At 66.3% G+C, this 12,639-nt stretch carries 14 protein-coding genes; 6 read left to right on the top strand and 8 right to left on the bottom strand.

The annotated features are described in order from the left end of the window. Window position 1 precedes the first annotated feature (1 nt). Window positions 2-403 carry a hypothetical protein gene (locus HNQ08_RS16475; protein WP_184134467.1) on the top strand — a complete coding sequence of 134 codons (402 nt, stop codon included), beginning with the start codon at window positions 2-4 and terminating at the stop codon, window positions 401-403. Here HNQ08_RS16475 and hisD read toward each other — a convergent pair. From hisD to HNQ08_RS16460, 3 genes are all read right to left on the bottom strand, one after another. After that, window positions 400-1,716: a histidinol dehydrogenase gene (hisD, locus tag HNQ08_RS16470; RefSeq protein ID WP_184134464.1), complete on the bottom strand. Its 1,317-nt coding sequence runs from the start codon at window positions 1,714-1,716 to the stop codon at window positions 400-402. The genes HNQ08_RS16475 and hisD overlap by 4 nt on opposite strands. 103 nt (window positions 1,717-1,819) lie before the next feature. Further along, window positions 1,820-2,344 carry a hypothetical protein gene (locus HNQ08_RS16465; protein WP_342355704.1) on the bottom strand — a complete coding sequence of 175 codons (525 nt, stop codon included), beginning with the start codon at window positions 2,342-2,344 and terminating at the stop codon, window positions 1,820-1,822. Between the two features lie 125 nt (window positions 2,345-2,469). Next, window positions 2,470-3,645 carry a phosphopentomutase gene (locus HNQ08_RS16460; RefSeq protein ID WP_184134461.1) on the bottom strand — a complete coding sequence of 392 codons (1,176 nt, stop codon included), beginning with the start codon at window positions 3,643-3,645 and terminating at the stop codon, window positions 2,470-2,472. 213 nt (window positions 3,646-3,858) lie between these two features. Here HNQ08_RS16460 and lptB point away from each other — a divergent pair, with 213 nt between their 5' ends. Further along, window positions 3,859-4,671: an LPS export ABC transporter ATP-binding protein gene (gene lptB / locus HNQ08_RS16455; RefSeq protein WP_184134459.1), complete on the top strand. Its 813-nt coding sequence runs from the start codon at window positions 3,859-3,861 to the stop codon at window positions 4,669-4,671. A 16-nt stretch (window positions 4,672-4,687) separates the two neighbouring features. Then, on the top strand, window positions 4,688-6,568 hold the full coding sequence (locus HNQ08_RS16450; RefSeq protein ID WP_184134457.1) for a DUF3084 domain-containing protein: 1,881 nt from the start codon (window positions 4,688-4,690) through the stop codon (window positions 6,566-6,568). Window positions 6,569-6,615: 47 nt separating this feature from the next. Here HNQ08_RS16450 and HNQ08_RS16445 read toward each other — a convergent pair whose 3' ends face one another. Both HNQ08_RS16445 and HNQ08_RS16440 read right to left on the bottom strand, forming a co-directional pair. Beyond that, window positions 6,616-7,323, bottom strand: coding sequence for a peptidylprolyl isomerase (locus HNQ08_RS16445; RefSeq protein WP_184134454.1), 708 nt, complete (start codon window positions 7,321-7,323; stop codon window positions 6,616-6,618). 57 nt (window positions 7,324-7,380) lie between these two features. Continuing rightward, window positions 7,381-7,851 carry an Lrp/AsnC family transcriptional regulator gene (locus HNQ08_RS16440; protein WP_184134452.1) on the bottom strand — a complete coding sequence of 157 codons (471 nt, stop codon included), beginning with the start codon at window positions 7,849-7,851 and terminating at the stop codon, window positions 7,381-7,383. A 176-nt stretch (window positions 7,852-8,027) separates the two neighbouring features. On the opposite strand from HNQ08_RS16440, the gene ald reads away from it, so the two are divergent. The 3 genes from ald to HNQ08_RS16425 all read left to right on the top strand — a co-directional run bounded on the left by ald (window position 8,028) and on the right by HNQ08_RS16425 (window position 10,393). Continuing rightward, window positions 8,028-9,155 carry an alanine dehydrogenase gene (gene ald / locus HNQ08_RS16435; RefSeq protein WP_184134450.1) on the top strand — a complete coding sequence of 376 codons (1,128 nt, stop codon included), beginning with the start codon at window positions 8,028-8,030 and terminating at the stop codon, window positions 9,153-9,155. 92 nt (window positions 9,156-9,247) lie between these two features. Beyond that, complete coding sequence (locus HNQ08_RS16430; protein WP_184134448.1) at window positions 9,248-9,754, top strand: DinB family protein; 507 nt, start codon at window positions 9,248-9,250, stop codon at window positions 9,752-9,754. A 276-nt stretch (window positions 9,755-10,030) separates the two neighbouring features. Further along, the gene (locus tag HNQ08_RS16425) at window positions 10,031-10,393 is read left to right on the top strand and encodes a cupin domain-containing protein (RefSeq protein WP_184134446.1); all 363 of its coding nucleotides are present in this window, start codon (window positions 10,031-10,033) and stop codon (window positions 10,391-10,393) included. Here HNQ08_RS16425 and HNQ08_RS16420 read toward each other — a convergent pair. The 3 genes from HNQ08_RS16420 to HNQ08_RS16410 form a co-directional block, all read right to left on the bottom strand. Next, a complete protein-coding gene (locus tag HNQ08_RS16420) occupies window positions 10,390-11,382 on the bottom strand; it encodes an AAA family ATPase (protein ID WP_184134443.1) in 993 nt (330 codons plus the stop codon). The genes HNQ08_RS16425 and HNQ08_RS16420 overlap by 4 nt on opposite strands. Window positions 11,383-11,459: 77 nt before the next feature. Next, on the bottom strand, window positions 11,460-12,062 hold the full coding sequence (locus HNQ08_RS16415; protein WP_184134440.1) for a nicotinamide mononucleotide transporter family protein: 603 nt from the start codon (window positions 12,060-12,062) through the stop codon (window positions 11,460-11,462). Continuing rightward, window positions 12,062-12,535, bottom strand: coding sequence for a hypothetical protein (locus HNQ08_RS16410; RefSeq protein ID WP_184134438.1), 474 nt, complete (start codon window positions 12,533-12,535; stop codon window positions 12,062-12,064). Before HNQ08_RS16410 ends, HNQ08_RS16415 begins: the two co-directional genes overlap by 1 nt. Between the last annotated feature and the right edge of the window lie 104 nt (window positions 12,536-12,639).

Here is a 12,639-nt window from a genome sequence, read left to right as displayed (position 1 = left end):
CGTGAGATTCGCCACGCTGCTGATCGCCGCACTCCTTTGTGGTTGTCAGCCCGTTCAGAGCCGGATGGAGGTTCGGGCTGCGCCGGAGGCCACGCCGCAGCCCCCCCAGTGGACCGAGGCCCACACGTATCTGGCAGACGTGCGGGCGGCCCTGAATGTGGCGTATCTGCGGGACCGCGAGACCGCCCTGTCGGACGACTGCGACAGCCCGCGCTTCGAGGACATCAGGCCGCCCCAGCTCTTGAAAGTCGAGGCGTGCCGCTTATCCATTGCGTCCAGTGCCGAATACCGCATCGAGGCCCGCTTTAACGATGGCCTGACCTGGATTGCCGATGCGGACGGCATTCGTCAGGCTGAAGCTGAACCCCTCAGATTGCTGCCACACGGCAGCGCTGACCGTTAGTCCTGTCCCAGCCGACTCTCAATCGCCCGTGCGTGCGCCTCCAGTCCCTCGGCCCGCGCCAGGGCGGCCCCGGCTGGTCCGATGCGGCGCAGGGTGGCCTCGTTCACGCCCACCACGCTGATGATGTTCTGGAAGTCGCGCACGTTGACCGGGCTGGCAAAGCGGGCGGTGCCGCCCGTGGGCATCACGTGGCTGGGACCAGCGACGTAATCCCCGAGCGCCTCCATGCTGTATTCACCGATAAAGACGCCGCCCGCCCGCTGCACCCGGCCCAGCAGGCTCCATGGGTCGCGGGTCAGCAGACACAGGTGTTCGGGGGCGTACAGGTTGGACAACTCCAGGCCCTCCTCCAGATCGGCCGCCAGCACCACTTTCATGCGCGCCGAGACACTGTCGCGCGCCCAGCTCCGGTTGGGTTCGGGCAGGGCCTCCAGCTGGCCGTTCAACTCGGCCTGCACCCGGATCAGCAGCTCCCGGCTGACCGAGACCAGCACCGGCTCCGCGCCCAGATGCTCGGCCTGCGCCAGCAGATCGGCAGCGACATGGCGGGCGTCGGCGCTGTCGTCGGCCAGCACCAGCGTTTCCGTCGGCCCGGGCAGGCTCTCGATTCCGGTCTGACCGTAGACCAGACGCTTGGCAATCACCACGAAGAGGTTGCCCGGCCCGGCGATCTTGTCCACCGCCCCGATGCTCCGGGTGCCGTAGGCGAGCGCCCCGATGGCCTGCGCGCCGCCCACCCGGTAGACCTGCGTGATGCCCAGCTCGTGCGCGGCCACCAGAATGGCCGGATTGATCTGTCCGTCCCGTCCCGGCGGCGTCGCCACCACGATGTCCGGCACGCCCGCCACCTGCGCAGGAACCGCCGTGTGGATCAGCGTGCTGATCAGCGGCGCGAGGCCGCCGGGCACATACACGCCCACCCGGCCCAGCGGGCGCACCAGTTGCCCCAGCGCGCCGTCCGGCCCGTGGTTCAGGAAACCGTGCGCGGGCTGCTGCTTATAGAAGTCCCGGACGCGGGCAATGGCAAGCCGGATGGCGCCGTGAAGTTCAGGCGCCACCGTGGCCGCCTCAATCTCGTCGGTACTAACGGCCAGCGCCTCCGGGCGCGAGCCGTCCAGCCGCTCGGTCCAGTCGCGCAGGGCCTCGTCGCCCCGCCCGCGCACGTCGGCCAGGATGCGTTCGACGACTTGCTGCGGGGTCAGTGGCTCGCCGAACATGCCCTCGATACGGGCCAGCACACTGTCTGGCACGGGGATTTCATTGAAACTGCGGGTCAGGGCGGCGCGGGCGTCAGGGCCTTCGAGAACTTGCATGGGGACTCCTTTGAAGAGTCAAAAGGGTGGAGGGTCTAAACGCTGAAGGCCGGTTGCGCTCGCCTCCCTCTCTGGAGGCAGCGGGGACCATCAGAACTGCGTTTTAATCGCGGCCCCGTCGCCGCCGCCGCTCGTTCGTGGCTGGCCGACGGGGGGCGGCCTGCGCACTGGCCTCGACGGTGCCGAAATCGGTGGGCTGGATCAGACGGATCAGGCGGTGCGGGGCCCCGCGTTCCACGTACACGTAGGCGTTGCCGGGGCGCAGGTAGTAGCCGTGGACGTCCGAGTCCCCGATCCGGCTGTCGGGCAGGCGCTGAATCAACACGCGTCCGCCGGTCAAGTGCGCGTAGGAGCGTTCAGGGCCACCGTCCTGGGCCGCCGCGCGGGCCCGCAGCCACATCAGCAATCCCACCGGGTCGTGGTACTCGGTGGTCAGGGGCGCCGTGGCCTCGTCCTTGCCCTGGCGCAGCGTGACCAGGCCAGTGCGGCGGTCAAAGGTGGTCTCGAAAGCGGCGCGGCCCCGTCCGTCACCCTCCGCGTAACCCAGACTGGTCAGCGTGTGGGGATCGAGGCGGCTGGTCTGCACCCGGCGCAGATCCGGCAGCACGCCGCCGAAATCGGTCTGCACGCGCACCACCACCGCGCCGCGCTCCGGGCTGATCGTCCACGCCTGCTCCCCGGCGTAGCGCCCGCCCAGTGTCAGGGTGAGGTTGAAGGCGTCGGCCTCCTGACGGGGGAAGGGGTGGCCTTCGGTTACTTCAGGGCTTGCCAGAAGCTCTCACCCGGCCCCGTCCACTTCACGCCCAGCGCCTCAGTCGTGGTGGCGCCGATATCGGCGAAGGTGGAGCGCTCGCCCAGATTGACGCCGTTCATCCCAGGCCGGTAGACCAGCAGCAGCCCATGCTCCCGCGTGTGATCGGTGCCGTGCCAGGTGGGGTCGTTGCCGTGATCGCTGATGATGATCAGCGCCCCGTCCTCCGGCACGCTGGCCATGATCTCGGGCAGGGCAGCGTCGAACTCGGCCAGACAGTGGCTGTAACCCGCCGGATCGCGGCGGTGGCCGTACTTGGAATCGAAGTCCACCAGATTGGTGTAGATCAGCCCATCGGTGCCGTCCTGGCCCGCCTGCCGCATGCGCTCGATGGTCTTGCGGATGCCGTCGGCGTTGCTGTCGGTGTGAATCTCCTCGGTGAAGCCCTGGTGGGCGTAGATGTCGGGAATCTTGCCGATGCCGATCACAGCCCTGCCCGCGTCCTTGGCGGCGTCCAGCACCGTAGGCGGCGGCGTCAGGCTGAAGTCGCGGCGGTGTTCGCCCGCACGCTCGAAGGGCCACTCGCCCCGGAAGGGTCGGGCGATCACGCGGGCCACGGCGAATTCACCGTGAAGCAGCGCGCGGGCAGCCTCGCACCATTCGTACAGCGTTTCCAGCGGCACCACGTCCTCGTGCGCAGCAATCTGGAACACGCTGTCGCCGCTGGTGTACACGATGGGGTCGCCGGTCTCCAGGTGTTCCCTGCCGTAGTCGCGGATCACTTCCGTGCCGCTGTAGGGCTTGTTGCACAGGTGGCCGTGGCCGGTGGCAGCGTCGAACGGCTCCATCACGGCAGTCGGGAAACCGTCGGGGAAGATCTGGAAGGCGTGTTCGAGTTGCACGCCCATGAACTCCCAGTGCCCGGTGGAGGTGTCCTTGCCGGGGCTGACCTCGCGCAGCCGCCCGTAGCCGCCCCCGGCGGGCACATCCGGGACAGTTTCGGGCGAGGTCTGGATGGTGGGGATATGCCCCAGTCCCAGCCGCGCCAGATTGGGCAGGGCCACGGGAGCGGCTTCCAGGGTGTGGTTGATGGTGTGGGACCCCACGTCCCCGAACGCCTCCGCGTCGGGCAGTTCGCCTGCGCCCACGGAGTCCAGCACGATCACGGTCAGCAACATGCGGTCAGTCTAAGGTGTGGACGCCTGGAGGCAGGGTGTTGATGGAGGGACCTTGAAGGCTACGGCGCCCGGACCGGGTGGCATGACGGTTTCCGAGGCCTCTCTGCTCTCTGTATGGCGATGGCCCGGACTGTCTGGCGGTCTGCCCGCCTACGCGCCGCAAATCCCCCTTCTCTCACGGCCTTCAAACCGCTTGCATGATACGCTGCCCGCGTGACCGCGCCCGCCCCCCAGACCCCGAGTTTCCCGGCTGCGACGCCTGTTTCTGCCGACTTGACAGGAACGGCACAGGTTCAGGCCCGGCCCGATCTGGTGGCGCGGGGCCTGAGCAAGACCTACGGCCGGCGCTCGGTGGTGCGGGACGTGGACTTCACGGTGCGGCCCGGTGAGATCGTGGCGCTGTTCGGTCCCAACGGGGCAGGGAAGACCACCACCTTCTACATGCTGGTGGGGTTTATCCGTCCTGGCGGGGGCACGATTCAGCTGGGCGACAGGGATGTAACGCGCCTGCCCATGCACGAACGTGCCCGCATGGGCCTGGGCTACTTGCCGCAGGAACCCAGCGCTTTTCGCAAGCTGAGTGCCCGCGACAACCTGCTGGCGATTCTGGAATACCAGAAGCTGTCCAGGGATGAGCAGCACGCCCGCGCTGACGCGCTACTGGCTGAGTTCGGTCTGTCGCATCTGGCCAACAGCTTCGCCTACCAGCTCTCGGGCGGGGAGCGCCGTCGTCTGGAGCTGGCGCGCGCCCTGACCACCGATCCTGATTATCTGCTGCTGGACGAGCCGTTCACCGGCGTGGACCCCAAGAGCATCCGCGAGATTCAGCGCCTGATCCGCGAATTGCGGGACCGCCGGGGCATCGGTGTCTTTATCACCGATCACAACGTCCGTGAGACCATTGCGCTGACGGACCGGGTGTACCTGATGTTCGACGGCCAGGTCAAGTTCGAGGGCACGCCCCAGGAATTTGCGCGGGACACGCATGCCCGCAACGACTACCTGGGTGACGACTTTGAGCTGTAGCGGGAGGCCCTGACACGTGCTGTGGTTGTTCCTGCCCTTTGTGGTGGTGCTGTCGGGTGTGGTGGCCTACGCCGCCGACACCATTGCGCGCAAGGCCGGGCGCAAGCACATCCGCCTGTTCGGGCTGCGCCCCAAGACCACGGCGCTGCTGGTAGCGGTGCTGTCGGGCATGGCGATCAGCGCGGCCAGTCTGGCGGCCTTCTTGCTGCTCAACCGCAACGCCGTGGCCACCATTGCCGAGGCCGATCAGTTGCGTCCGCGCATCGAATCCCTGCGTCAGGAGGTTGGCGCCGTTCAGGGTGAATTGCAAGCGGCCCAGAAGGAACGCGATCAGGCGCAGCAGGAGGCCGACAGATCCGCGAAATTGCAGGCCCAGGCCGAGCAGAACCTCAGGGCAATTCGCCGGCAGCTGGACGTCACCCGCGCTGCCGAAAAGACCTTGCGGGAAGAAACCAGCACCCTGCAGGGACAGGTGGACGAGCAGACCGCCACCCTTAAGACCCTGGAGGCCCGTGCCGCCGAGAACCGCAGGAAGCTCGCCGCCTCTGAGAAGGCCCTGAAAGCCAGCGAGGAACGTGCGCAGACGCTGGACAGTCAGGTGGTGGAGCTCAACACCCGCGTTGCCCTGGCCGAGCAGGAGGCCCAGTCAGCCCAGGCGCGCGCAGATGAGGCGCAGGCCACCGCGCAGGCGCAGCAGGACAGGGCAGCGGCGGCGCAGGCCAGCGCCAGGGCCGCGCAAGAGAAGGCGGCTGCCGCCCAAACCCAGGCAAGGCAACAGGTGCAGGCCGCGCAGGCGCAGGCCGCAAAACAGGTGGCGGCAGCCCAGACCAGCGTTCAGCAGGCCAGGCAGAACGCCGCCGCGCAGATCGCGGCTGCCGGAAAGCAGGTCAGGGACCTTGAGGCCCAGGTCACGACGCTGGAGCAGTCCCGCGAGCAGGCCGCCAACGCGTTGACCGTCGCTCTGGCTGCCGCCTCTGCCGCCAAGCAGCAGCAGCAGGCCGCCCAGCAGGCCAGAGATCAGCTCACGGCGCAGCGCGACGCGTTGATGGTCCAGCGCGACAAGCTGGTGGCCGATGGGCTGCGGCTGGCCAAAGAACGTGATCAGGCAGCGCGGGAGCGCACCCAGGCCACGGCGGACCGGGACAAGGTGCGCAAGGATCTGACGGCCCTGCAACAGCAGCAGCGGCAACTTCAGGCCAGCAACGATCAGCTCAAGAACAGCAACGATTCGCTGGCGCGCGCCCTGGCCGACGCCCGTGCCAGCCTGGGCAAGTTGCAGGACGAGAACCTGTCCAGCCGCACCGAACTGAGCGCCAGCCGCAACACCGATCTGGCCTACCCCAAAAACGAGCTGGTCTACGCCGCCGTGGTGCCCGGCGTGCGCAATCTGGACAGCTTTCTGAAAGACGCTGCGGGCGCTGCGCAGATGCGCGGCTCCAAGGGAACGGCCAGCGCCCCCAGTGCCCGCCTGAGCGGCAGCGCCCGCAGCGCACTGGAAACCAAACTGCGCGGGCTGAACGCCAGTACCTTCGTGCAGTGCCGTGCCGCCCAGAACGCCGCAGTGGGCTTTCCGGTGGATCTGAGCTGTGACGCCCGCCCCAACACTGTGCTGTACCGGGGCGGTGAGATCATCCGGCGCGCCAATATCACGCTGGGGGGCGATCCACGCGCCCTGCAGGATCAGATCAGCGACCTTGTGCGCGACGCCGTGACCGAAATCACCACACGCGGTGTGCCCAGCGAGTACATCGTCAATAAGGGCCTGGACGTGTCTGAGCTGGTGACCCTGCTGGAGCGGCTGGGACGGCGCACCGGGGGCACGGCCGTGGTGGGCGTGGCCGCGCGGGACGACGTGAGACCCAGTATGCGGGTGGACCTGTACCCGGTGTTGCCCTGACCATCAAAAAACCCTCTCCCGAAGGAGAGGGTTTTGAGCGACTTCTCTCAACTTCCGCTGGAAACCAGAATCTCCACGCCCTTTAACTCATCCGCTGCCTTTCCGGCAATCGGGCCTCTGCCGTCGTCGTTGCGGGTCAGCTGGTTCAATACGTCCTGACCCTGAATAACCTTGCCAAAGACGGTGTACTGGCCGTCCAGAAAGTCAGCGGGGGCCACCGTGATGAAGAACTGGCTGCCCTGTGAATCCAGGCTGGCCGCCCGCGCCATGCCCAGCACACCCGCGCTGTCAAACTTCAGGCCATTTTTGGGTTCCGCCGAGAAGCTGTAACCGGGGCCGCCGGTGCCCCACTCAGATTGCTTGGCCTGATCTGCACTCAGGGGATCGCCGCCCTGGGCCATGAATCCGTCAATGACCCGGTGAAAGCGCGTGCCGTCGTAGAAATGGTTCAGCGCCAGAAAGACGAAGTTATTGACCGCTTTTGGCGCGGCTTTCGCGTTCAGCTCCACCGTGATGTCGCCCTTCTCGGTTTTCAGGACCGCACGGTAGGTTTTGGCTGGATCAATGACCTGAGCGGCCTTGTCGAAGTCCCGTACTGGCTGGGCGCTCAGGGGCTTGACAGGAGTGAAGGTGGGCGCGGTGGGGGGCGCCGGGGTGGCGGCAGATGTGGTCTGGGCCTGGGTGGCGGGCGCGCAGGCCACCAGCATCAGCAGCGAGGCGGACAACAGCAGGGAAGCGGATTTTGTGGTGACCATACCGGGCAGTATTCCAGCCTTTGATGGGAGACAGGGGAGAATAGGGAGTCTCCTGCTTTATTCCAGCGGAAGGCTGGTGGTGTATTTTTCCTGCTTGACCAGAATGGTGCTGGCGGTGTTGCGGACGCCGGGAATGGCGGCCAGGGTGTTGACCAGAAAGTGCTGATAGGCGTCCAGATCGGGCACGCTGACCTTGAGCAGGTAGTCGATGTCGCCCAGGCACAGGTAGCACTCCAGCACCTCTGGACGGTCCTGCATCTGCGCAGCGAAGTCGTTGAAGCCCTGGCGGGTCTGCTTGTCCAGGGTGACGCGGACCAGCACCAGCAGGTCGCGCCCCACCTTCTTGTGGTCCAGCAGCGCCACGTAGCGCTGAATGATGCCGTCCTCCTCCAGCCGCCGGACGCGGCGCAACGTGGGCGCCGGGGTCAGACCGATCTCGTCGGCCAGTTCGGTGTTGGGCAGTCGGGCGTCGCGCTGCAGAATGGTCAGGATCTGCTTATCAATGGCATCCAGATTGGTTTGAGACATCTTATGGCCCACTATCGCATATTCGCGCAATAGTGTTGCGATAATGCCCCCGCTAGAGGTGCTTTTCGGCAATCCTGATCGGGGCTTCCCCTGTTAGGATACGCCGTTCGCGCTGGTCTTCAATTCAACCGCCTTTCCACCCTTTCCGGCCCCTGTGCGGCCCAGGAGAAAACCCTATGCAGATCGGACTTCCCAAGGAGATCAAGGTCAAGGAGAACCGCGTCGCCCTAACGCCCGGCGGGGTCGGCACGCTGGTTCGGCGCGGTCACAGCGTGATCGTTCAGGAGGGTGCGGGCGTCGGCAGCGGCATCCGCGATCAGGAGTACATCGATGCAGGCGCGACCATCGGCAGCGCCGAGGACGCCTGGGCTGCCGAGATGGTGGTCAAGGTCAAGGAGCCGGTGGCCGCTGAGTACGGCTTCCTGCGTGAAGACCTGCTGCTCTTTACCTACCTGCACCTGGCCGCCGACCGTCCTCTGCTGGACGCCCTGCTGGACGCAGGAACCACGGGAGTCGCCTACGAGACCGTGCAGGCCGAGGACCGCAGCCTGCCCCTGCTGACCCCCATGAGTGAGGTGGCAGGCCGCCTGAGCGTGCAGGCGGGCGCGTACCACCTGCAAAAGCCCGTCGGCGGGCGCGGCGTGCTGCTGGGCGGCGTCCCCGGCGTGCAGGCCGGACATGTGGTGATCATCGGCGGCGGCGTAGTGGGCACCAACGCGGCGAAAATGGCCATGGGTCTGGGGGCGAAGGTCACCATTCTAGACGTCAGCCACCGCCGCTTGACCTACCTGGACGACATCTACTTTGGCCGCCTGACCACCATGATGAGCAGCGAGGCCAACATCCGCGCCCTGTTGCCCGAGGCGGACGTGCTGATCGGCGGCGTGCTGATCCCCGGCGCCAAGGCCCCCAATCTGGTCACCCGCGACATGCTGGGCCTGATGCAGGAGGGCAGCGTGATCGTGGACGTGGCGGTGGACCAGGGCGGCTGTGTGGAGACCATTCACGCGACCACCCACGACGACCCCACCTATGTGGTGGACGGTGTGGTGCACTACGGCGTCGCCAACATGCCGGGGGCCGTGCCGCGCACCAGCACCTTTGCCCTGACCAACGCCACCTTCCCCTATGTGCTGATGCTGGCTGACCACGGCATCGACGTGCTGCGGGGTCACGCGGCGCTGCAACTGGGCGTCAATACCCACCGCGGCCAGCTGACCTACCAGGGTGTGGCGGAAGCCTTTGGCCTGCCGTACGTGCAGACCGCAGAGGCCCTGGGCCAGTGGAGTGCCCAGGCGCAGTAGAGCCAGTCCCAGCAGACCCCCACCCGTGCGGACCGAGGGCTGTCGAGAGGACCTGGGGTGCGGCCCTGGGTCCAGAGGGCTACAGTGACCGCATGACCCAGCCCCAGCCCGGCGACTACCCACCCTTCTACGCCCGCTACGTGAACCTCGCGCCGGAAGGGGACGTGCTGGGGGCCATGGCGGAGCAGGCCCCGCTGACCCGCGCCGCCATTCTGGCGTTCGCAGATCGCCCGGACTTTCGCTATGCCCCCGACAAGTGGAGCGTGAAGCAGGTGGTGGGCCACATGGCCGACACCGAGCGCGTCTTCGGCTTCCGGGCCCTGTGGTTCGCCCGCGCCGATCAAAGCCCCCTGCCCGGTTTCGAGCAGGACGACTGGATGGCGGCCAGCGACTTTGGGGCACAGACACTCGAGGATCTGCTGGATGGTTTCGAGTCGGCCCGCACCAGCAACCTGTTCGTGCTGCGTCAGCTCACGCCGGAAGCCTGGGAAAGGCAGGGCATCGCCAATGGCCAGCCCTTCACGGTGCGTGCCTATGCTCACGGCATGCTGGGCCACGAGCGGGCGCACCTCCAGATCCTGGCCGAGCGGTATACCTGATTTGAAACCGAAGCCCTTGCTGGCCCTGACCGCCGTGGTCGGGGCCAGTGCTGTTTTTGTCCGGAAGCTCTGAATGAACGCTCTCCCTGTCGTCATTGCCCGCAGTGTTCTGCACCGTATCTACACGAGGGTTCGCATGACTGGCCAGCGTTTGTCGCCGAGTTGCTGGGCGCCGAACTGCCCGCATTGGTGGAGGGAAACGATGCGCATAGCCGCCGGATCGCACAGCTGCTGGATGAGCGGGCTGGCCTGAGCCCTACGGCGTAGGCTGGCCCCATGAAACACACTCCAGGCCAGACACTGACCATGACTCCCGCGCCCGAGGCCCACTTCACCGGACAGGTCTGGATGGAACGGCAGGCTGAGGGCGTGCTGCGCGTGACCTTTATCCCTGGCGCACGGACGGCGTGGCACACCCACCCGCACGGCCAGACCTTGATCGTCCTGAGCGGCGTGGGCCGGGTCCAGAAGCGCGGCGAGACCGCCCTGACCATAGCGGCCGGAGACGTGGTGCAGATTGAGGCGGGCGAGGAACACTGGCACGGCGCGGCCCCGGATTCCCTGATGCAGCACCTCGCTATCAATGCGGGCGAGACCCTCTGGCTGGGCAAGGTTACAGATGGGGAATACGGCGGCTAGACGCCCAGCGCGGCCCGTACCTGCGTCACCCGCGCGGCCACGGCCCCACGGACCTCAAAATAGGGAACGCCGTGCGTGCCCAATTCCTGCCGGATAAAGCCCTGCTGGACGGTGCGGACCGGCGTATTGGCCCGCCAGCCGTCTTGCTCGTGGGCCAGATCGTCAGCGCACAGGATGGTGTGGGCGTAGCGGGCGCGGCAGGCATCGGCCAGAGCGTGCAGTTCGGGGAGGGCTGTGCCGGTCAGGAGGTAGGACCACATCAGTGTGGTGGCGGCGTTGGTGTCGCAGAAGACGCGCTGGTTTGCGCCGGGAGCGCGGGCAGCCTCGTCCTCCAGGGCGCGGTGGCCCAGGGCAATTTCCAGAAAATGTTCGGGGGTCAGTTTGCCGTCCTCGCGCTCGTAGACGTCGCGGCCATATTCGCGGGCGTAGGTTGTTCCTAGCGCCTCGGCCAGCACCCGCGTCAACGTGCTCTTGCCGGTACTCTCCGCGCCCAGCAGCACGACGCGCTCCACGAAATGGGCGTAAACCGCAGGATCGAGGAACTGGCGGTGGGCATGAAGGTCCGCCCGCAGCCGCGTTCCACTGATCGGCACCGCTTCCCGCGCCCGGTCCACGCAAACGTGCGTTGCCCCCAGTTCTGCCGCCAGCGCGTCGCCGTAGCCCTCACTCGTGTACACGGCATCGGGATGCACACCCCAGCCGTCCAGCACCGAGCGGACGTAGGCACGGTGAATCCCGTCCGGTTCAGCGTTGGTGGGCGGGTGCGGAGCGTCGGGTAGCAGTTCCAGCCCCGGATACAGGCGGGCGGGAAACAGCTCCCTGATCCAGCCCCGGCGCAGCGGCGAGGGCATCGCTGCAAAGTCCGGGCGACTGTAGACCCACACGCTGACGCGCCTGCATTCGGCCAGCGCCCGTTCCAGCAGCAGCATGTGCCCCCGGTGGAACGGCGCGAACTTGCCGATGATCAGGGCGTGAGCGAACTCAGACATGGCGCAGCACTAAAGTCCGCAGCGGTTCTGGTTCCGGACATGGCCCGCTGTCCGGTCGTGCCGCCGTGAGCAGGGGCTTACGCATGTTGAACAGCACCGGCCGACACCTGCTCCTCATCCTGCCGCCAGAGCCGCCAGCCATAGACGCTCATGGCTGCCAGAATGAATTGCAGACCGAACAGCACCCAGTACTGCGTGTGCCAGAAATACACCGCCTGCACGGCGTTTACCACCACCCACACCGGCCAGGCCCAGGCCCAGCGTCGCGTCGTACCGAAGTTGGCGATCAGGGCCAGCGTGACCGCCGCAAATTGCACGCCGTTCCACACATTGCTGAAGTCGGTCAGGGCCACCGTATACGCGAAGATCAGCAGGCTGGTGGCCCAGGTCACCCCGTACCATCCCGCCTCGTTGAAGCGAATCTCGCCCCGTGCGCGCCGCGCCTCCAGGTGCCACAGGTACAGGCCGTGGATGCCGAACAGCAAGTACGTGACCTGCAGGCCCGCCAGCATCCACTGTTCGCCCGCCAGAAACAGCAGAAAATATGGCAGCAACGAGGCGTTGCTCCAGTGCCAGTAGGTGCTGGCCTTCCGCCACAGGTAATACAGGCTGACCAGCACGCACAGGCCGCCCGCCAGATCGAGCGCGATGGGTGGAACGTTGAGGCCGAGAATGTTCATCAAAAGTCCTCTGGCAGATGCGTTTCCGGATCGATAGCACCGGTGTAGCCTTTGCCCGCGAAATGCCCTATCACACGAATTGGTCCCACAATCGCCCAATTAAAATCGTTCAGTTCTTCGGCGGGCACCCACAATTCCTGATGGCGGTCCTGCGTCCCTACCACCTGAACTTTGTACTGGATCGCCACCTCGGCTTGAACTTCAAATTCGGTGATGAAGCCGATGGGTGGGTCATTACGTTTCGCGTTCCAGTCGCGCGCAATTTCCTCCGCATAGAGGCGGTTGAGCACTGGATAAAAGATCGGCTGATCTGGCAGGCGGGGCGGCCAGTTTTGCCAGCCAGTCTGTGCCACCAGTTGAAGCTCGTGTAGGCTTGTAGGACGCCAGAGCGTTACGGTCTCACCTACAGGGGGCCAGGGCACTGTGCGCTCGGCGTTAGGCGGGAAAAGTGTGTCCAGCCAGTCGTTCTTCATCGTTCTTTACTCCTCCAGGCCGACACAAAACCGCCATCCGCCGTGCCAGAGCCTTCAGTTCTCAGGCCACTTCCTCCTGCACAAGGAACGTTCGTTGCCCCGGC

This window comes from Deinococcus humi, assembly GCF_014201875.1.
Lineage (GTDB): Bacteria > Deinococcota > Deinococci > Deinococcales > Deinococcaceae > Deinococcus > Deinococcus humi.
Note: the sequence above shows the minus strand (reverse complement) of the source record. Positions and strands in the feature narration are given on the sequence as shown.